General features: G+C 67.9%; 21 protein-coding genes. 15 read left to right on the forward strand and 6 right to left on the reverse strand.

Annotated features, from left to right (window positions below; genetic code table 11):
• The first annotated feature begins 440 nt into the window (after positions 1-440).
• On the forward strand, positions 441-779 hold the full coding sequence (locus tag H6717_02005) for a lectin (protein MCB9575787.1): 339 nt from the start codon (positions 441-443) through the stop codon (positions 777-779).
• Positions 779-1,276, forward strand: coding sequence for a hypothetical protein (locus H6717_02010; protein ID MCB9575788.1), 498 nt, complete (start codon positions 779-781; stop codon positions 1,274-1,276). The genes H6717_02005 and H6717_02010 overlap by 1 nt, the downstream gene beginning before the upstream one ends.
• Here the strand turns inward: H6717_02010 and H6717_02015 are convergent.
• Complete coding sequence (locus H6717_02015; GenBank protein MCB9575789.1) at positions 1,263-1,826, reverse strand: ATP-binding protein; 564 nt, start codon at positions 1,824-1,826, stop codon at positions 1,263-1,265. The genes H6717_02010 and H6717_02015 overlap by 14 nt on opposite strands.
• A gap of 85 nt (positions 1,827-1,911) precedes the next feature.
• On the opposite strand from H6717_02015, the gene H6717_02020 reads away from it, so the two are divergent.
• Entirely contained in the window at positions 1,912-2,937 is a 1,026-nt protein-coding gene (locus H6717_02020; GenBank protein MCB9575790.1) for a class I SAM-dependent methyltransferase, read from the forward strand.
• On the opposite strand, the gene H6717_02025 is transcribed toward H6717_02020, so the two are convergent.
• From H6717_02025 to H6717_02040, 4 genes are read right to left on the reverse strand one after another with little or no spacing between them, the layout of a single operon-like run.
• Complete coding sequence (locus H6717_02025; GenBank protein MCB9575791.1) at positions 2,938-3,483, reverse strand: TlpA family protein disulfide reductase; 546 nt, start codon at positions 3,481-3,483, stop codon at positions 2,938-2,940.
• Complete coding sequence (locus H6717_02030; protein MCB9575792.1) at positions 3,480-3,758, reverse strand: hypothetical protein; 279 nt, start codon at positions 3,756-3,758, stop codon at positions 3,480-3,482. Before H6717_02030 ends, H6717_02025 begins: the two co-directional genes overlap by 4 nt.
• Entirely contained in the window at positions 3,755-4,588 is an 834-nt protein-coding gene (locus tag H6717_02035) for a hypothetical protein (protein MCB9575793.1), read from the reverse strand. The genes H6717_02030 and H6717_02035 overlap by 4 nt, the downstream gene beginning before the upstream one ends.
• Positions 4,585-5,676 carry a hypothetical protein gene (locus tag H6717_02040; GenBank protein MCB9575794.1) on the reverse strand — a complete coding sequence of 364 codons (1,092 nt, stop codon included), beginning with the start codon at positions 5,674-5,676 and terminating at the stop codon, positions 4,585-4,587. The genes H6717_02035 and H6717_02040 overlap by 4 nt, the downstream gene beginning before the upstream one ends.
• Positions 5,677-5,810: 134 nt before the next feature.
• On the opposite strand from H6717_02040, the gene H6717_02045 reads away from it, so the two are divergent.
• The 12 genes from H6717_02045 (at position 5,811) to H6717_02100 (ending at position 18,194) form a co-directional block, all read left to right on the forward strand.
• Positions 5,811-6,647 (forward strand): alpha/beta fold hydrolase, encoded by an 837-nt coding sequence (locus H6717_02045; protein MCB9575795.1) that lies wholly within the window; start codon positions 5,811-5,813, stop codon positions 6,645-6,647.
• Positions 6,647-7,042 carry a response regulator gene (locus tag H6717_02050; protein MCB9575796.1) on the forward strand — a complete coding sequence of 132 codons (396 nt, stop codon included), beginning with the start codon at positions 6,647-6,649 and terminating at the stop codon, positions 7,040-7,042. The genes H6717_02045 and H6717_02050 overlap by 1 nt, the downstream gene beginning before the upstream one ends.
• The gene (locus H6717_02055) at positions 7,035-9,143 is read left to right on the forward strand and encodes a chemotaxis protein CheA (GenBank protein ID MCB9575797.1); all 2,109 of its coding nucleotides are present in this window, start codon (positions 7,035-7,037) and stop codon (positions 9,141-9,143) included. Before H6717_02050 ends, H6717_02055 begins: the two co-directional genes overlap by 8 nt.
• Positions 9,136-9,630, forward strand: a complete 495-nt coding sequence (locus H6717_02060) for a chemotaxis protein CheW (protein ID MCB9575798.1) — start codon at positions 9,136-9,138, stop codon at positions 9,628-9,630. The genes H6717_02055 and H6717_02060 overlap by 8 nt, the downstream gene beginning before the upstream one ends.
• Positions 9,624-10,112, forward strand: coding sequence for a purine-binding chemotaxis protein CheW (locus H6717_02065; GenBank protein ID MCB9575799.1), 489 nt, complete (start codon positions 9,624-9,626; stop codon positions 10,110-10,112). Before H6717_02060 ends, H6717_02065 begins: the two co-directional genes overlap by 7 nt.
• Positions 10,109-12,199, forward strand: a complete 2,091-nt coding sequence (locus H6717_02070) for a HEAT repeat domain-containing protein (protein ID MCB9575800.1) — start codon at positions 10,109-10,111, stop codon at positions 12,197-12,199. Before H6717_02065 ends, H6717_02070 begins: the two co-directional genes overlap by 4 nt.
• A complete protein-coding gene (locus H6717_02075) occupies positions 12,199-13,083 on the forward strand; it encodes a protein-glutamate O-methyltransferase CheR (GenBank protein ID MCB9575801.1) in 885 nt (294 codons plus the stop codon). The genes H6717_02070 and H6717_02075 overlap by 1 nt, the downstream gene beginning before the upstream one ends.
• On the forward strand, positions 13,080-14,147 hold the full coding sequence (gene cheB, locus H6717_02080) for a chemotaxis-specific protein-glutamate methyltransferase CheB (protein MCB9575802.1): 1,068 nt from the start codon (positions 13,080-13,082) through the stop codon (positions 14,145-14,147). The genes H6717_02075 and cheB overlap by 4 nt, the downstream gene beginning before the upstream one ends.
• Positions 14,148-14,295: 148 nt before the next feature.
• Positions 14,296-14,718 (forward strand): Hsp20/alpha crystallin family protein, encoded by a 423-nt coding sequence (locus H6717_02085; GenBank protein MCB9575803.1) that lies wholly within the window; start codon positions 14,296-14,298, stop codon positions 14,716-14,718.
• A gap of 12 nt (positions 14,719-14,730) precedes the next feature.
• The gene (locus H6717_02090) at positions 14,731-15,114 is read left to right on the forward strand and encodes an Hsp20/alpha crystallin family protein (protein MCB9575804.1); all 384 of its coding nucleotides are present in this window, start codon (positions 14,731-14,733) and stop codon (positions 15,112-15,114) included.
• A 41-nt stretch (positions 15,115-15,155) separates the two neighbouring features.
• Positions 15,156-16,646 (forward strand): Do family serine endopeptidase, encoded by a 1,491-nt coding sequence (locus tag H6717_02095; protein MCB9575805.1) that lies wholly within the window; start codon positions 15,156-15,158, stop codon positions 16,644-16,646.
• A 48-nt stretch (positions 16,647-16,694) separates the two neighbouring features.
• The gene (locus tag H6717_02100; protein MCB9575806.1) at positions 16,695-18,194 is read left to right on the forward strand and encodes a serine/threonine protein kinase; all 1,500 of its coding nucleotides are present in this window, start codon (positions 16,695-16,697) and stop codon (positions 18,192-18,194) included.
• A gap of 85 nt (positions 18,195-18,279) precedes the next feature.
• On the opposite strand, the gene fumC is transcribed toward H6717_02100, so the two are convergent.
• Positions 18,280-19,659: a class II fumarate hydratase gene (gene fumC, locus H6717_02105; GenBank protein MCB9575807.1), complete on the reverse strand. Its 1,380-nt coding sequence runs from the start codon at positions 19,657-19,659 to the stop codon at positions 18,280-18,282.
• Between the last annotated feature and the right edge of the window lie 33 nt (positions 19,660-19,692).

Raw genomic sequence — 19,692 nt, forward strand, 5'->3', positions numbered from 1 at the left:
TCTGCAACACGACGACCGGGAGCTGCGACGCCACATGTACGCCGGCGTGCTCGGGCAAGAGCTGCGGTTCCGACGGCTGCGGCGGGCTGTGCGGCACCTGTCCGTCGGGCCAAGGCTGCAGCGGAGGCCAGTGCGCGTGCGATCCCCAGTGCGGCACGAAGAAGTGCGGCCCCGACGCCTGCGGCGGTAGCTGTGGCAGCTGCGCCGCGGGGGAGACCTGCAGCTCCGGCAGCTGCAGCTGCGTGCCGCAGTGCACGGGGAAGCAGTGCGGCCCAGATGCTTGCGGCGGTAGCTGTGGCAGCTGCTCGCGCTCACAAACGTGCCAGAACGGTGCGTGCGTGTGCGTGCCGCAGTGTTCGGGAAAGCAGTGCGGCCCAGATGGTTGCGGTGGCAGCTGTGGCAGCTGCAGCGGTGGCAAGATCTGCAGCGGCGGCAGCTGCGTGTGCCACGACACGCTCCAGCCGGGGCAGGCCCTGGGCGTCGGCGAGTCGATCACCAGCTGCGACGGCGACGTCACGCTCGTGATGCAGAGCGACGGCAACCTGGTGCTCTATGGGCCTCCCGGCGCGCTGTGGTCGTCGAACACGGCCAACACTCCGGCGAACGTCGCCGTCATGCAGGGGGACGGTAACTTCGTGGTGTACGCCGGGAACACCCCGTACTGGAACTCCAACACGGCCAACCACGCCGGCGCGTACCTGGTCGCTCAAGACGACGGCAACGTCGTCATCTACCAGGGCAGCACGGCGCTCTGGTCCACGCAGACCTGCTGCTACTGATGGCGAGCGCGATCACGCTCACCTTTGGCACCGGGGAGTGCTTGCGGCTGCCGCTCTCGAACGGAGCAATGTCCGCGCTCGTGGCATCTTTGGTGTGGGTCGGCTCCGAGGTGATCGACGATGACCCTTGGGCAACCGACGTACTCCGCCTGCTCGCGAGCCATGACATCGCGGCCATCGGGAGCTTGCCGATACTGGAGCTCGGGCGGCTCGGCTTCGACGAGGGGAGTCTCTTCGAGCAGAAGGCGCTGATGACTTTGATCGTCGACCTGACGCTCGGCCGCGACGTTCCCTCGTCGCCGAGACGGCTGTTCCCGAACTTGGGAGCACTGAGGCTCATGATTCAGCACTTGAGGGCGGACGGCATCGACCCGCGGCCCCCCGAGTGGCCCTTGCCGCGACCCGATCGGGTAGAGCGCTGCCCGCGGGATGGAGCGCTGCTGCACGCGCGCGGCTGCGTCGTCTGCAATACCTTCGTGGATCTCACAAGAGCTTGAGCTGAGGCGGCTCGAGGCGGGACCACACCACCTTCTCGGCCTCGTCCATCCAGCTTTCCCGGGGAATGCTGGCGAGGCTCAGGAACTCGAGGGCGTGGTCCCGAAGCTCGCGCAAGAGGCGCGCGTCGATGGCGCGCTGGAACTCGGGATCCGTGGCGCGGACGCCGTCGGCGGCGGGGCGCTCGAGCACCGGCACATGGATCAAGAGATCGTAGGTCTTCATCCAGTAGGCCACCAGCTCGTCCAGGCCTTCTTGTCCGCCGGAGGCGAGCAAGAGGTACACGTAGTTGTCGAGGGCGGAGCGGTCGCAGATCACCACGGGATGGCGATGTGCCGCGATGACCTCCTCGGCGATCTGCGTGTGAAGGATCCACGATTCGCTCGCGAGGCCGGTTTCTTCGTTGATGGGCAGCGGGCAACGACGCGCGACCTCGTGGATCACTTCCAACACCACGTCTCGCGCCTTCAGCCGAGCGGCCAGTCCGTAGCAGAGCGTCGTCTTGCCCACGCCGTGGCTACCAATGAACGCCACTTTGAAGCACTTGGCCATCGAGCGAGCACCATATCGCTGACGCGCCTGCCTGTGGTGGAGTTTGAGGGCCCTCCCGTCGATGCTACGATGCAAGACGAAAGCCATGAGTGCATTGATCCCCACGCGTGCCTACCGCACCGCTTACCGGGCCCAACAGACGACGTTCCTTCTCAACTGTCTGGCGGCGCACCGATTTCTGCGGACCGTGTCCGGGCTCAAGATCGAGCCGAGCCCAGCAGCGCTGCTCGAAGTTCGCCGCCGCTACGACGAGCTCCTGGACTGTGATCTCTCCAACGTGGAGCGCGGCGTCTATCCTCGCAGCTTGCTGTTCCAGTTTCCCGTGGCGGACTACGCGCGGCAGCTGCCCAAGCTGGTGCGAGACTTCCCGCGGACCATCGCCCGCGCGCGGCGCAAGAACTACCAAGACCTGCCGAACGACGTGCAGCTGAGCGACTATCCGCCCTATTTCCGCCGCAACTTCCACTGGCAGACGGACGGCTACTTCAGTGAGCGCTCGGCGGAGCTGTACGACGTGGGCGTGGAGTTCCTGTTCCTGGGCACGGCGGACATCATGCGGCGCCAGGTGATCCCGCCGCTGGTGGAGAACCTCGGCCGCCAGGGCCGGCCGCGCATCCTGGACGTGGCGTGCGGCACCGGCCGCGCCCTGCGACAGATGGCCCTGGCCATGCCGGGCGCCAAGCTGTACGGACTGGATCTTTCGCCCTACTACGTGCAAGCGGCGCGGGAGTTGGTCACGGACGTTTCTCCGGACGTTTCCTTCGTGGCGGAGAATGCCGAGAACATGCCGTTCCGGGACGACTATTTCCAGGCCGTCACCAGCGTGTACTTGTTCCACGAGCTGCCGAGAAACGCGCGTCGCAACGTGTGCCGCGAGATCTTTCGCGTGCTCGAGCCCGGGGGCACGGTCGTGTTCGAGGACTCGGCGCAGTACGCCGAGGCGGGGGAAGTGGCGTTCTTCCTCGAACGCTTCAGCGAGGAATTCCACGAGCCGTTCCACCGCGACTACCTGCGGGACGACATGGCGGAAATGCTGACCGAGACGGGTTTCCAGGTGCAGAGCGCCGAGCCCTGCTTCGTGTCCAAGGTCGTGGTCGCGAAGAAGCCCTGATCAGCGTTTGGCGCAGCCCATGCGGGTGCTCAGGCCGAAGCCCGTGCTGAGGCCCACGGTGGTGTCGCTGACGCGGCCGTTTGGCGAGATCACGTAGTTCGTGGGGAATGCGCTCACGTGATAGGCGGCGAGCACGGCGTCGTTCCCGAGCAACACCGGATAACGGATGTCGTGCTCCTTGACGAAGCTCCGGATCCGCGCCGGATCCTCCGAGTCCGCGACCACGGCGATCAGCGCTTGATCCGAGGCGAGCCCCGCGTAGATGTCATTCAGGGTTCCGAGCTCCTGACGGCATACGCCGCACCACGTGGCCCAGAAGTGCACCAGCACCGTCTTGCCGCGCAGGCTCGCGAGGCTCACCGGCTTGCCCTCGAGGTCCATGAGCACGAAGGCCGGGGCTTCCGTGCTGCCCGAGGACAGCAGGTTGCGCTTTTGCCAGGTGGTGACGGCCAGATACACGGCCACCAACAAAAGCGCTTCCAGGGTCCAGCGGGTGATTCGGGAGCGAAGGGGCGGCTTTTCGGCGCGCGCGGAGGCTTCGGTCACTCTTTCTTGCTCTTCAGCAGGGCTCGTACCGCCTGGCGGGCGAGCATCGGTGCCGAAAGCATGCTCCTCGCGAGGGAAGCTGCAAGCGCAATGGGGGTGGAGCCATGAGCGACGATGGCGACGCGTTCGCCGTTCTCCGCGTCTTCCAGGGCGCCGCGGGCGATGGTCCGCGTGCCGTCCGAGCGGATCTCCACCACCATGCGAGCGACCACCGGCGGCTCGTCCGAGTGCTCCACCTGGGTGCTGCCGACCTTCTCGATATCGTCGTCCTTCATGGGTGGTCCCCGGGAAGCGTGGCCCGAGGCTTCTTGCCGCGCCACGGCTTCCAGGCACCGCTCAGTGCTGCGTCGCAAGGCGGCGGGAAATTGGGGCTCGCGTAGCGAGGCTGCCCGCTCTCGCCGGCGTTGTCGAAGACCAAGATGCGTTCGTGCTCGTCGATGGCGAAGGCGTGCATGGGGCCGCCACCCGCTGCCACGGGCCAGGCGTAGGCGATGAAGCGACGCTCCGCGAGCTCTTCGTTCACTGGGTCGGTGGGGCGCGCGGTCAGGCCGCCTGCCGCGCCGGGCAAACAAACCAAGAAAAGATAGCGCCCCACGTTCGCAGCGGGTCCCTGGGGAGTGTCTTCCAAATGCGTGAAGTGCGCTTCGAGTAGCGGCGGCGAAGGATGCTCGCCATTGCGCAGCGGCTTGGCTCCGGAAAGGCCGGTGATGAAGGCGGCGGAACCGACATGATCTCCATCCGGGTCGATGGTGCCCCGCTTGCGCAGCACGTCCTGGCTGAAGGAGATGTCCCGCAAGCGCGAAACGGCGGTGGTCGCCGTGGCCGAGTTCCCGCCCTGCATCAGGCCCGGGATGGCTTCCGTCGCCACGAAGCGGCAGACGGCGACGGTTGCGAGGATGGCGGCGGCGCCCAGGACGTAGCGACAGCTGCGTAGGGTGGCGGGGGGCAGCGCGGCCGGCAGTGACAGGAAGGTCAGAAGCGTGGCCAGGCCGGCCGGGAGCGACAGCTTCGGCAGCAGGATGCTGACCGCGGCGAGCAGCAGCACCAACACGGTACCGCCCAGCCAACTCGAGGTGTTGGCGCCGGCTTTTGCTTCAGTGGTCAACGCCGCGGCGGCTTGGAGGAAGGATGGGGAGCGTGTTCCGTCGTCACTTCCTCACCGCTTACCGCATATCCACCCAGCGGTCTCGTGATGGGATCCGGCTTGCGGGGTAGCGGGGACGGCTTGGGCGGTGGCTCCACGGCTTCCAGCGAGTTTCCAGGTGGCGACGGCCGCGAGGCAGCGATTGCCCACTCCAGCTGGCTCCGGGCCGGGGGCTGCGTGGAACGCTGCGTGACGCCGGCCTCCACCGTGGGGCGATCCCCCGGATCGAGCTCGAGCTCCGAGACCATGGGCTGTACCGGTTGGGCCGCGGCGGGGTGGGCGGGCAGGGTGCGCTTTGCGTCCCGGGGGGTATGGACGGGCTCGCGCAGGGTCTCGAGCTCCTGGATGAGGTCGGCGTTTTCTCGCAGCAGGCGGGAGAGCTGGGCTTGGGCGTCGTCCCGTTGGGCCTGCAAGCGGCGCAGGACCTCGCGCGAACGGTCGCGTTCGGTGGTGAGCTTCTCAATCACGTGCCGAGCTTCGACCAGCTCCTGCGCGGCATCCGTGATGGGGCGATCCGGTGGCGTGAGGTTCGAGCGGCGTTCCTCCGCGGCGTCCCTGCGCGCCATCTGCTCGAGCTGGGCTCTCAGCGCCTCGCGCTCCCGCACCACGCGCTCGAGTGTTTGCTCGTGTTCGTCGAGCAAGCCAGCGAGGAAGCGATCTTGATCGTCGATGATGTAGCGACGCTCCGCGTCCGCCTGGTCCCGCGCTTCGACCAACGCGCGTTCCAAGAGCTCCACTCGATTCTTCAGCGCGAGGCGTTCTTCGTTGCTGGAGCCGAGCATCTCTCGAACCCGCGCGAGCTCCTGGTTGAGCTGGGAGTTGGCTTCGCGGGCGCCGCTCACATTGGCGGTCACGAGCTGGATGGCGCGGTGCAGCGCGCTGAGGCTCGCCTCCGCTCGGGAGCTGGCGGCCAGTGCCGCTCGGACGTGTTCTTCGCTGGGCTCCTGCGCCTCCGGCTCGCTCGCCGTGAGCTCCGGGGGTGTCCACGCCGAGTCCACGGTCTCGGAGGTGTCGTCGGCCTGGGCCGGCATGCCGGGCACGGTGCGCATGGAGCCCCAAGGATACCCGAAGGCGGCGCTCCTCGTCCCGTCCGACCCGGGTCTTTTTAGCTGAATGAATACCAATGCTTGCTCGGCCCTCGGGCGCTCCCAGGGGCGGCGACAAGCTGCTACGATGCGGTGGAATGAGCCGACGTCTAGTGAGCCTGCTGGTCGCGCTCTGGGTCGCGACAGGCTGTGACTCGGGGGATGCCGGTCCCGCGACCCCCGCCACGCCTCCGCCGCAGGCGTCGTCCGCTCCCAAGCCGCCCCCCCCGCCCCCCACGCCGGGCGGTCCGGTGACGTTCGCCTCGGAGGACGGCGCCGCCCTGGCTGGGGTGTTGTACGTGGCGCCGAACAAGTCGGCTCCCAGCGTGATCTTGGTTCATCGGCAGTATGGAGACCGTGCGGAGCTCTCCGATCTGGCGCAACGGCTCCGGAAATCCGAGAAGCGCTACACGGTCCTTTCCTTCGATCTCGCCGGCCATGGCAACTCCAAGCTTCCGGACAAGAGCAAGCCGGACGACGTGGCCCGCCTCACGAAGGACGTGAAGGCCGCCATTGCACGCGTCAAGGAGGCGACCGGCGGGGCGACCCGCGGCTACGTCCTGGTCGGCTCTTCGCTCGGTGCCACTCTGGTCAGCCGCGTGGCCGACGACGAGCCGAAGGTCCTCGCGTTGGCCCTGGTGTCTCCAGGGGCGGCCATCAGCGGCATGGACATCTACGAGCCCTATGCGGAGGTCCGGACGTTGCCCACTTTCCTGGCGGGCAGCGCGGACGATCCCATCAGCCAAGCACCCTTGGACGCCCTGGAGAAGATGGCGAAAAACGGAACGGTGCGGCGCTACCCGGGTGCCGTACACTCGGCGGGACACATCGCGAAGGCGAACCCGGCCCTGTGGGACGACCTCGAGGATTGGCTGATGAAGGTTTTCAACGCCGAGCAGGTCGAGCGACAAGCTCGCCAAAAGGGCAAGCACTGATGCCGCGGATCTTGGTGGTGGAGGATTCCATGGCGATGCGCGCGTTCGTGCGCGATGCCCTGGAGGCAGATGCCGAGCTCGGCCCCACGGAAGTGGTAGAGGCCGAGAGTGGATTCGAGGCCCTCCGCCTGCTGCCCCGCGGGCCTTGGGATCTGGTGATCACCGACATCAACATGCCGGACATCAACGGCCTCGAGCTGTTGTCCTTCATTCGCAAGAGCGAGCAGCATCGCGGCGTTCCCGTCCTGCTCATTTCCACGCAGTCCTCCGAGCGGGACCGCGAGCGGGGCCTGAAGCTGGGCGCAGACGGCTATCTGGCCAAACCCTTCACTCCGGAGTCTCTGCGGGAGGAAACGGCGCGGCACCTCACGCCCGCGGCATCGTCGAATGGCTGACGTCACGGACAAGGCCCGCGAGGAGTTCTTCTCCGAGGCACAAGAGATCATCGAAGGCCTCAGCAAGAACCTCCTGGCCCTGGACGCCGCGATGAAGTCCGAAACGGAGGACCCCGCGCTGGTGAACGAAGCGTTCCGCGCGGTGCACACCCTCAAGGGCCTCGCGGGCCTCTTTGGCGCGAGCAAGATGGGGCTGCTCTCGCATCGCCTGGAAGACGTCCTCGACCACCTGCGGCTCGGGCGCATGACCCTGAACGAGCGCGTGTTGGACGTGCTGTTTTCCGCCATCGACGTCTACGGGCAAATCCTGGCCGTGGAAAAGCACGGTCTGGACGACCCTCTGAGCTCCGTGGACGAGCTGGTGGATCAGCTCGGCTACCTGGGGGCGGACGCCAACAGTGGCAGCAGCCCGGCCATCGAGTACGAGCTGGATCCCGGCCTTTTGGCGGTGCTCACGGAGTACGAAGAGCATCGCCTGCGCACGAACATCGAGCAGGGGTTGCGGCTCTACCGGCTGCGAGTCCAGTTCGACTTGGCCACCATCGACAAGGCGCTGGAGGACATGAAGTCCCGCGCCAAGAAGCACGGCGAGATCGTCACCTACCTGCCTACTGGAGAGTCGCCGTCTCCGGACGCCATCGAGCTCGATCTGCTGATGGCGTCGCGGGACGACCTGGCCATGCTGATCGGCTCCCTGGGTGCGGACAACGTGGTGATCGAGGAAGTGCCGCGGCGTCGCGCCGGCGTAGGCACCATCCCGCCGTCGATGGCGCCGACCGGTACCAGCGTCAGTCCCAAGATGATGGTGACGCCGTCGGTCTCCGAGTCCTTGGCGGCCGAGCCCGCCGTGGTGGAGCCCGCGGGATCGCTCCGCGCCGTGAGCCAGACGGTGCGCGTCGACATTCGCAAGCTGGATCAGCTCATGAACATCGTGGGCGAGCTCGCTATCGTGCGCAGCACGCTGGCCAGAATCGGCGAACGCGTGCGCGGCGAGGGCAATCGGCAGTTGGGCAGCGAGCTCCAACGACTGCATCGCAGCTTCGATCGTCGCCTGGCGGAGATGCAGGACGCCATCTTGGAAGTCCGCATGGTGCCGCTGGGGCAAATCTTCGACCGCTTGGCGCGAGTGGTGCGGCAGATCAGCCGGGAGCTGGGCAAGGAAATCCGCCTGGTGATCACCGGCGCCGAGACCGAGATCGACAAGCTGATCGTTGAAGAGCTCAGCGATCCGCTGATGCACATGATTCGCAACGCCATCGACCACGGCATCGAAGCCGCCGAAGAACGCAGAACCGTGGGCAAGCCCGTGGCGGGCACCATCGCGTTGAACGCCTACCAAAAGGGCAATCACGTGATGATCGAGATCGAGGACGACGGCGCCGGCATCGACGAAAGCGCGCTGGTGGATCGAGCCGTGCGCCTGGGCAAGCTGTCCACCTCGGACGTGGGCGAGCTCACCCGCGCGGAGGTGCTCGGGCTCATTTTCGTGCCCGGGCTCAGCACCCGTGCGGAGGCCGGCGAGCTCAGCGGCCGCGGCGTCGGCATGGATGTGGTGAAGACCAACATCGGCAAGCTGGGTGGCGTGATCGACGTGCAGAGCGAGCAGGGCATCGGCACCAAGATGATGATCACCCTGCCCATCACGCTGGCCATCGTCAGCGCGCTGGTGGTCGAGGTGTACGGTCACACCTTCGCGATTCCGATGAGCAGCGTCTCGGAAGCCATCGTGTTCGATGGACGCGGCAGCCGAGTGGTGGATGGGCGAGAAACCATGACCTTGCGCGGCACCACCTTGCCGCTGTGCCGCCTGGAACAGCTGCTCGGCTTGTCGGAGAAGGAGCCCCCGCCGCGGCGTCGCTTCGTGGTCGTCGCGTCGCTGGCCGCCCGGCGTCTGGGGCTGATCGTCGATCGCCTGGTGGGTCAGCAAGACATCGTGATCAAGCCGCTCGGACACTCGCTGTCGTCGGTGCGCGGCTTCGCGGGCGCCACCGAGCTCGGAGATCAACGCGTGGGCCTGGTGCTCGACGCCGGTGCTCTGATCGAAGAGGTACTGGCCAGCATCGACGCCACCATCACCGCTGGGGGGAGCTTGCATGGCTGATCTCGCCAAAGTCCGGGATCAGCGGGTCGTCGCTCAGAAGCCCGTTCGGGAGTTCTTGGTGTTCACCCTCGCGGACGAGCTCTACGGCGTGGAGCTGACGCGCATCCGCGAAATCCTGAGCCCGCCGCCGGTCACCGAGGTCCCCCGCGCACCGCGAGACGTGATCGGCGTGTGCAGCGTCCGAGGTCTGCTGGTGACGGTCGTGGACCTGCGTCGTCGCATGAGCGTGAGTGAGAGCCCGCCCACGCGCCGGACGCGCATTCTGCTTGCGAGCGCCCCTCACGACGAGGTGGTCGGACTGTTGGTGGACGAGGTCAGGAACGTGGTGCGCTTGTCCGAGACGGAAATCGAGGTGGCCACGTCGGTGCTGGGCGGCGACGTGTCGGAGCACGTGTTCGCTGTCGGCCGCCCCAGCTCGGACAGCATCTTGGTGCTGCTGGATCTCGGCTCCGTCGTCGGCGAAACCAGGGAGAGTGCGCAATGGTGAGCTCACGCCATCGTCCCGATCCGGACAAGAGCTTGGTCGGTTTTCTCGTGGGTAGCGTGCACTACGCGGTGCCGATCAGCTCCGTGCGCGAGATCGTCAACCCGCTGCCCGTGACCACCTTGCCTCACGCGCCTTCGGCCGTGGTGGGCGTCGCGGATCATCGCGGCGAGGTCGTGCCCGTGGTGGATCTGCGCGTGCGGTTCGGCTTGCCCGCGGCGCCGGACTCGCGGCGCTCCAAGTGGATCCTGGTGGACATCGCGGGCCGCACCGTGGGCCTCAGCGTGGACGGCGTCACGGAAGTGTTCGGGACCGGCGGTGCGGAGCTCCGCCCGGCGCCGGCGCTGGGCACCGGCGACGACGTGCGCGGCATCGCCGGAGTCACCAGCTACGACGAGACCATGGTCTTCGTGCTCGACGTGGATCGCTTCGACTCGTTGACGGCACCCTTGGCGGAGGCGGGGCTCTTGGGGGGCGAGCCGTGAAGGTCGAGGAGATCGAGCAAGGCCTGCTGTCGGAAGATCCGGAGCTTCGCCGCCGCGCAGCGGCGGCCCTCGCGAACGAAGCGGGGCCGAAGAGCGTGGCCCTCTTGATGCGCGCGCTGGGCGATGAGGACTGGCGCGTACGCAAAGAAGCGACGTCCGCCGCGGTGGCCTTGCGCCCGTCCCGCGCCGTGCTCGACGCGCTGTGCAGCGCCTTCGAACCTGGGCAGAACGTCGGGCTGCGCAACGCTGCGGTGGAGGCCATCGCCGGCTACGGAGAAGTCGCGGTGGAAGCGCTGGGCAACGCCCTCGCCACGCTGGACGCGGACGGTCGCAAGCTGGCGGTGGAGGCTTTGGCCAAGACGGGCCGTCCGCGTGCCCTTCGCTACCTGGAGGCAACGCTGGGCGACGACGACCCCAACGTGCGGGCCGCGGCCATGGAAGCGGTCTCTCAGATCGCCTCCACGTGCTCCACGCAGGCCATCGTGGTGCTCGATCGCGGGCTCGACTCCGCCGACGCGCTGCAGCGCCTGGCAGCGCTCGAGGGACTGAACAACCTCGCCGTCACCATGCCGTGGCATCGCATCGAGCCGCTGCTCTCGGATCCGGTGCTGGAGCGTGCCGCCCTGGTCGCTGCCGGGAGCTCCGCGGACCCGCGCGCGGCGGCGGTGCTCGTCAGCGCCCTGGACGCCGCTCCACGCCGAGCCTTCGGCGAGGTGCTCGCGGGTATTGCCGACCTCGGCCGCGGGGAGGGCGCGTTGAAGCGCGCCATCCGTGAGAGCGCGGATCGGCTTTCCGCCGGCAGTGTGGATCGAGTGCTGGCCTTCGCGTCGGGAGACGCCGGGCCGGAGCTCCGGCGCCTGGCACTCTTGCCCGCTGCTTTGCTCGCCGGTTCGCGAGCGGCGGAGGTCGTGCTCGATGCGCTGGCCGACGACACCGTGGCGCTGGAGGCGGAAGAAGCGTTGGAGGCCCTGGGTGCGGACGTCGCGCCGGAGCTGGTGCGACGCGCGACCTACGGCGAGGCCAGCGAGCGCGCGGCGTATCTGGAGCTCATCGGCGAGCTCGCTTCGGAGCAGGCGAGCGCGGACGTCGTGAGCGTCGTTCGCGCCGCGCTTCGAGATGCCAACGTCGAGGTCGCCTGCGCCGCGCTCTCGGCGGCTGCGGCATTGGGCGACGCGAGCACGCTGCCCTTGGTGGCCCGCTGGCTCAATCCGTCGGAGCCCGTCGCCGCCCGCAAGCTCGCGGAAGGCGCCTTGGCTCGCCTCTCCGAGCGCCACCCGGACGTCGCTCGGGAATTCGCGGCGGCTGCGGGTCCGGAAAGCGCCGCCGCGGTGGCCACCATCATCGCCAACGGCACGGCGCCGGTGTTCGGCACTGCGGAAAAGGACGTCGAGTATCTCTCGTCCCTGCTCTCGCACGAGCAGGCTCCATTGCGCCGCGTCGCGCTGGACGCCCTGGCAACCCTTCCGAGCCCCCTCGGCGTCGAGGCCGTCGCCTTCGCCCTCAGCGACGAAGAACCCGAGGTGCGGCTGGCCGCAGTACGGGCCCTCGGACGTCTCGGCGGCGCGGTCGCCACCCAGCGGCTCTTCGACCTGGTGGACGACGCCGAGGAACCGGAGCTGTCGGCTGCGGCGATCCGCGCCCTGGGCGAAACTGGTGACGTCCGCGCCATCGGCGTGCTTCGGGACATCGCGCGTTCCGCCGACGGTCTGGCCGCGGTGGCGGCCGTGGATGCGCTGTCTCGCACCGGCGATCCGCGTCGCATCGACGCGTTGATCGACGCTTCGAGTCACCCGGACTCGGAGGTCGTCAAGTCGGCCCTGCGCGGCCTTGCGCTCGAACGCGATCCGCGCGCCGTGGCGCACCTCGGGGCGTGTCTCGATCACGACGCCTGGGACGTCCGTCGTCTGGCCGCGGATCTGCTCGGCCGCATCGGCGACGGCAGCGCCATGGGCCTGCTCCGGGCGAAGCTATCCACGGAGGGGGAGCCCCTGGTCCGGGAGGCCGTCGCGCGGGCCCTGGAGCTGTTGGAGGCCGGCGGCGGGTTGCGCCGCACCACACCCCCGCCGCCGCTGGGGCCGCCGAAATGATGATTCGCCGCGGCTCGGGGGTACGCGCCAGGCTCCGGCCCGACGAGTTTCGTCTGATCCGAGATCTGATCAACGAGCACGCCGGTCTGACCTTCGACGAGAGCGCGATCTACACCTTCGAGCGGCGGTTGGGAGAACGGCTGGCGGAGCTCGACCTCCGGAGCTTCGACGAATACTACAAGTACCTTCGCTTCCACGTGCGCGGCACCGCGGAGCTGGACGACGCCATCGATCTGCTCACCACGAAGGAGACGTACTTCTTCCGGCAGGAGTATCAGTTCCGGGCTTTTCGCGACGAGATGCTGCCGGAGCTGGCGAAGCAGAACGCCGGCCGCCGGCGCCTCGCCATCTGGAGCGCGGGCTGCAGCACGGGGGAAGAGGCCTACACCATCGCCATCTACCTGTTGGAGTCCAAGTTGTTCGAGGGCTGGGACCTCAGGGTGATCGGCAGCGACATCTCCAAGACCTCGGTGGCGGCGGCGCGGCGGGGCGTGTATCGGCCGGCGTCGTTCCGCACCACGCCGAACGACGTGCGCCAGACCTACTTCACTGAGCAGCGAGACGGCACGGCGGTCAACGAATCCGTGCGGCGGCTGTGCCACTTCGGGCAGCTCAATCTGTTGGACGCGACCAAGGCCAGCATCGTCGGCCGGGTGGACGTGGTGTTCTGTCGCAACGTGCTCATCTACTTCGACGTGCGCTCGCGCCGCCGAGTGATCGATAGCCTCTACCAGCGGCTCTTGCCCGGCGGTTTCTTGCTCTTGGGCCACAGCGAGTCGCTCTTGAACGTATCCACGGCCTTCGAGCTGGTGCACTTGAAGGAAGATCTGGTGTACAGAAAGCCGCTCGCCTCCGAGCGCTGGGACGTGACGGACAAAGGATGACCGAACCGCAGCAGCCCCCGGTAGGAGTGCTCGTCGTCGACGATTCGGCCGTCAATCGCCGGAGCATCTCCGAAGCCCTCACGTCCACGCCGGAAGTGAAGATCGTCGGCAAGGCCGCCAACGGAGAAGAAGCACTGCGGCTGGCGTTGCTGCTCAAGCCGGACGTCATCACGCTGGATCTGGAAATGCCCCGCATGGACGGCTTCACGTTCCTGCGCATCCTGATGAGCCGGCAGCCCACTCCGGTGATCGTCGTCTCCAGCTACAGCCAGAAAGAGAACGTGTTCAAGGCGCTGGAGCTGGGCGCGCTGGACTTCGTGGCCAAGCCGGACCGGCAGACGGACGCCGAGCTCGCCAGCATCCGCCGCGAGCTGGTGGCCAAGGTGCTGCAAACTCGAAGCCTGCGCCCCAAGAGCCTGGCTTCTCGTCCCCGCATCGACTCAGTGAGCGGCATGCACGTCGCGCCCATCGTGCGCCAGAAGCGCACGGAGCCGCCGCGGCGCGTGGTGGCCGTGGCGTCGTCCACCGGCGGCCCCACGGCGCTGATCCAGATCTTCGCGCGCATCCCCGATGGCTACGACAGTGCGCTGCTCGTCGCGCAGCACATGCCGGAGCGCTTCACCCGCACCTTCGCGCAGCGCCTGGATCGTCGGGCCCGCATCCTGGTCAGCGAGGCGCTGGAACGGGACGCCGTGACCGCGGGCATGGCCCTCATCTGCCCCGGGCGGCGCTGCATGGAGCTCGGCTCGGACGGGGACGAGCTGGCCGTCCGGGTCGTCGACCCGGACGCCTCGGACCGCTACGTTCCCAGCGCAGATCGGCTATTTTCCAGCGTCGCCAAGGCCGTGGGGCCCCGCGCCGTGGGCGTGATCCTGACCGGCATGGGGGACGACGGCGTGCTCGGGGCGCGGGACATCCTGGATGCCGGCGGCACCGTGATCGCCGAGAGCGAGGAAACCGCCGTCGTCTACGGCATGCCGGGGGCGGCGGTGCGCGCCGGCGTGGTGTCCCGATCGCTGCCCATCCATCGCATCGCGGATTTCGTGGCCGGCTTGGGCGGCTGACGCCCTTGACAGACTTTTTCCGGGTGGACAGGTTCTTGCCTGCCCGACGCGGCCATCCCGTCGGGCAAACATCCAACCGGGGTTCGTGTGTGGCCGGCGGCGCTGTCGCCGTGGGGTCAGCCACGCCCTGTCACCAGGAGCAAGCACCATGTTTGGCTACACCAGGGATTACGAAGGAGCATTCGATTTGATGGACCAGCTCCGTCGTCGCATGGACCGGATGCTGGAAGAAGGAGACTGGGACGCCTCGTTCCCCCGCACCAACGTGTACGACACCGGCGCGGCGTTCGTGCTCGAGGCAGAGCTGCCGGGCGTGAAGCAGGACGACCTGAAAATCACGCTGCTGCAAGACGTCGTCACCATCGCCGGGGAACGGCGAACGAACGCTCCGGAAGGCTACGGCGTCCAGCGCCAAGAGCGCGCGCCCTTCCGTTTCAATCGCAGCTATTCGCTACCCGCCAAGGTGGATCCGGAGAAGGTCGGCGCCAAGCTGAACGATGGCGTGCTCACGCTCACGTTGGAGAAGGCGCCAGAAGTGAAGCCGCGTCAAATCTCGGTGAAGGTCGGTTGAAGGAGGCACACCATGGCAAAGGATCTCGACAAGCGTGAACAGGATCGCCTTTCGGAGCGCGTGTCGCGGCGGCCCGCCGTGGCTCCGCGCGTGGACATCTTCGAGAACGAGCAGGAGTTCTTGGTCCTTGCGGACATGCCCGGCGTCCCCAAGGACGCCCTCGACATCCGCGTGGACAAGGACGAGCTGACGCTCCAAGGTCGGCGCAGCGACATCCAGGAGCGCGCGGCCCTCGCCCTCGAGCTGCGTCCGGTGGACTACCGGCGCTCCTTCGTGCTGCCCGGCGGGATCGACGTGGACAAGATCGACGCCCACCTGGAAGGCGGCGTGCTCCGGCTCAAGTTGCCGAAGTCCGAATCCCTCAAGCCCCGCACGATTCCGGTGCGAGTCGGCTGATCGGGAATGAGGACCGGACCTCGTCGGTTGCTCCGGAGAAGATGAAAACCCGTCGCAAGCTCCCCGTCATCCTCGCGCTTTCACTCGCTCCAGTTGCCGGCTGCACCCGGGTTCATCCCGGAGCAGGCCCGGAACCCGGACAAGCCAGCATGGCGGGGGGCGCCAAGGCGGAGAAGGTCAAGACCCTGAAGACACTGCCCACGCCCGCCTTGGCGCGCGTGGGCGGTAACGCGAACATCGCGGACGTCGTGGAGAAGGTGCTCCCCTCGGTGGTGAGCATCTCGTCCACGCGTGTGCAGCGCTTCCCCCAGCATCCCTTCATCCCGGGGTTCGGTCCCTTTGGCGGCGGTGGTGGCGGGCAGCGCGAGCTCCGGCAAGAGGGGCTCGGCTCCGGCGTGGTGGTGGCGCCCGGCGTGGTGGTCACCAACAACCACGTGGTGGACGGCGCGGACGAGATCCGCGTGACCACCAAAGACAAGCGAGAGCTGGTGGCCAAGGTGGTGGGCACGGATCCGAAATCGGATCTGGCGGTGGTTCGCGTGGAGGGCGACACCAGCTCCCTCACTCCCGTGAGCTTCGCGGACTCGGCGCGCCTGCGCCTGGGCGACGTCGTGCTCGCCATCGGCAATCCCTTTGGCGTGGGGCAGACGGTCACCATGGGCATCGTCTCCGCCAAGGGCCGCGCGGACGTGGGCATCGAAGACTACGAGGACTTCATCCAGACGGACGCCGCCATCAATCCCGGCAACTCCGGCGGGGCACTGGTGGACATGGAAGGCCACGTGGTCGGCATCAACACGGCCATCTTGTCGCGCTCCGGCGGCAGCGTGGGCATCGGCTTCGCGATCCCGTCCAACATGGCCAAGCCCATCGTGGATTCGCTGATCAAGAACGGTCGCGTGGACCGCGGCTACCTGGGTGTGACGATTCAAGACATCGATCAGGACATGGCCAGCGCCCTCGGTCTGAACAAGGCGGACGGCGTGCTCATCGCGGACGTGCAGCCCAACGGCCCCGGCGCCAAGGGCGGCCTGCAACGGGGGGACGTGGTGCTCAGCATTGCCGGGCAACCGACCCACTCCACCGGGCAGCTGCGCAACGTCGTGGCCTCCTCCGGCGCGGAGCAGACGGTCCAGGTGAACGTCAACCGCAAGGGCAAGAGCGTGAGCTTGGACGTGAAGCTCGGCACCATGCCGGACAATCTCGGTCGCTTCGCGCAGAAGCCCTCGTCGGGCGGCGGTGCCTCCTCGAGCGCCTTGGACGGCGTCACGCTGGAAGGGCTCACCAAGGAGAACAAGCAGCGCTTCCAGCTGCCGGACAACGTCTCGAGCGGCGTGGTGATCACCAACGTGGAGCCGGGCAGCACCGCAGCGCGCGCCGGCCTGCGCCCGGGTGACGTCGTGCTCGAGGTGAACCGTCAGAAGGTGACCACGGTGCAGCGCTTCGAGCAGCTGTACAAGGACGGCAAAGGGCAGCTCCTCCTGCTCGTGAATCGCAAGGGCAACACGCTTTTTCTAGCCGTTCACCGCTGACCCGGCGGCCGGTATCCACATGCCCGGGAGGGCGCTACGATATCGGCCGTGAGCCCCCCGCAAGCGGTCGAGACGCTGCCTCTCGGCGCCGCGTTCCAATACGGGGACGCGGCGTCGCTGCCCAAGCGCTGCCCCACCTGCGGCGGGCGTTACCCGGCAGACTTCCGGGTTTGTCCTCGCGACGCAGAACCTCTGGAAGAAGCCCCCGCCGACGAAGATCCGCTCATCGGTGCCACGCTGTCCGACACCTACGAGGTGTCCCGCGTGATCGGCGAGGGTGGCATGGGCCGCGTGTACGAGGCGCGCCACCAGCGCCTGCGTAACAAGCGCTACGCCATCAAGGTGCTGCACAGCGAGCTCGCCCGGCAGCCGGAAGTGGTGTCGCGCTTCCAGCGCGAAGCGGAAGCCGCCAGCGCTCTCTTGCACCCCAACGTGGTCGGTGTGTACGACGTCAACCGCACGCCGGACGGCCGACCCTACATCGTGGCGGAGCTCCTGGAAGGCGAGCAGCTCGGCGACGTGCTCGATCGTGAAGGGCGGCTCTCGCCCGGGCGCGCCGTGCCCATCGTGCGGCAAATCTGCCGCGCCCTCATCGCGGCGCACGAGCGCGGCATCATCCACCGCGACGTCAAGCCGGAGAACGTGTGCCTGGTGGGCAGCGGACCCACGGTCAAGGTGCTGGATTTCGGCATCTCCAAGGTGACCGAGATGGGCGACGATCTCACCCGCACGGGCGTCGTCATGGGCACGCCGGCGTACATGGCGCCGGAGCAGGCCCGCGGGGATCACGTGGACGCCCGCGCGGACGTGTACGCCGTGGGCGCCATCCTGTATCGCGCCCTCACCGGTCGCCGTCCCTTCGAAGGGCTCGACCAGATGGCGACCCTCACGGCGGTGCTCACGGAAGAGCCGCCGCGCCCGCGGGACGTGAACGGCATGGTGCCGGAAGCCCTGGAGGTCGTGATCCAGCGCGCCATGGCCAAGGAGCCGGGGGATCGCTTCCGTACCATGGACGAGCTCGACCAAGAGCTCGCCGCCTTCGATGCGCCCGTCAAGGTGGAGGCCGAAACGCTCATCGCGGTAAGACCTCCGGTGGTGAGCGACGCCTCCCGCCGCGCTCACCTGGCGCGCCCCACGTTGGTGGCGTTCTCCCTGGCAGCGTGGATGTGGGTGCTCACCCTGGTGGTGGTCGGCGTGCTCTCGCTGATCCGCACCTTCAGCAAGGAGCTCGGCCCCACCGACGCGGAGCTGGTGCTCACGGTGGTGGGCTCCCTGGTGCTGCTTTCTACACCCACCGTGCTGTGGGTGCGCTGGCTGATGACGTCCGTGTGGCGCAACACGCCGCGCACCCTGGAGGTGGGGGATCGCCTGCGGCGCACGTTGGTGTTCGGCGTCACCGCCTTCGCCGCGGAGAGCGCGCTGGCCCTCATGTGGCAGCTCGCCGTGTTGCGCGCCGCACCCGGCCTGGCCTGGCCGGGCTGGGCGCTGTTCGGCGTCGTGGCCAGCGTCGTCGCCGGCGCTGCGGGCTGGCTACTCCCCAAGCGCTAGGGGTTCGTTTTCTTGTTGGTCCGGCGCGAGCCCCGACGTGTCGCGAGGTTCCGCGTTGGACCAAAAAACCAGCGGAGGAGAACGGTCAGACCATGTCCCCGGGCCGGACCCATTGGTCGAATTGTTCTTCGCTGACCAGGCCGGAAGCGACGGCGGCCTTGCGCAGCGTGGTGCCTTCGGCGTGGGCGCGCTTGGCGATGGTGGCGGCGGCGTCGTAGCCGATGTGCGGGTTGAGGGCGGTCACCAGCATCAAGGAGTTTTCCAGGTGCTCGGCGATGCGTTCGCGGTTCGGTTCGAGGCCCTCGATGCAGTTCTTCCGGAAGCTCTCGCTGCCGTCGGCGATGAGCCGGGCGCTCATCAGGAACGCGTGAGCGATGAGCGGCTTCATCACGTTGAGCTGGAAGTTGCCGCTGGCGCCGCCGAAGGTCACGGCCACGTCGTTGCCGAACACCTGGGCGCACAGCATGGTCATGGCTTCTCCCTGGGTGGGGTTCACCTTGCCCGGCATGATGGAGCTGCCCGGCTCATTGGCAGGGATGTTCAGCTCTCCAATGCCCGCCCGGGGCCCGCTCGACAGAAAGCGGACGTCGTTCGCGATCTTCATCAAAGATGCCGCGAGCGTTTTCAGGGCGCCGTGAGCGAAGACGATGGCGTCGTGGGCCGAGATCGCTTCGAACTTGTTGGGCGCGGGCACCATGGGCACGCCGGTGGCCTGCGCCAGGCGCGCGGCGACGCGCTTTCCGAGCTCGGGGTGGGCGTTCAGGCCCGTGCCCACGGCGGTGCCGCCCAGGGCCAGCTCGCACAAGTGGGGTAGGGCGCTGTTCAAGTGCTCGGCGCCGTGAGAGAGCTGCGCCGCCCAGCCGCCGATCTCCTGCCCCACGGTGAGGGGCGTCGCGTCCATCAAGTGGGTGCGACCGATCTTGACGACGTCGTCGAACGCCTTCGCCTTGCTCAGCAGGGTATCGCGAAGCGCGAGCACGGACGGCAGCACGCGATCGTGTACGGCCGTCGCGCTGGCCAGCGCCATGGCGGAGGGGAACACGTCGTTGGAGGACTGCCCGCGGTTCACGTGATCGTTCGGGTGCACGAGACGGCCCTCGCCGCGGGGGCCGCCCAGGATCTCGCTGGCGCGGTTGGCGAGCACCTCGTTCATGTTCATGTTCGTCTGGGTGCCGCTGCCCGTCTGCCACACCACCAGGGGGAACTCGTCGTCGTGCTGGCCGGCGAGCACCTCGTCGGCGGCCTGGGCGATGGCCTTGCTCAGCCGTGCGTCGAGCTCACCGAGCTCCGTGTTGGCCTCGGCGGCGGCCTTCTTGATCATCGCCAACGAAAGCAGCAGCTCCCGCGGCTGGCGCTCACCGCTGATGCGAAAGTTTTCCAGGCTGCGCTGGGTCTGGGCGCCCCACAGGCGGTTTGCCGGCACCTCCACGGGTCCCAGGGAGTCCTTTTCGGTCCTCGTCGTCATCCAACGGGCCTTCCATGGAATGCCCCGAGGGAT

It is taken from the genome of Polyangiaceae bacterium (genome assembly GCA_020633235.1).
In the GTDB taxonomy this organism is placed as follows: Bacteria; Myxococcota_A; Polyangia; order Polyangiales; family Polyangiaceae; genus JACKEA01.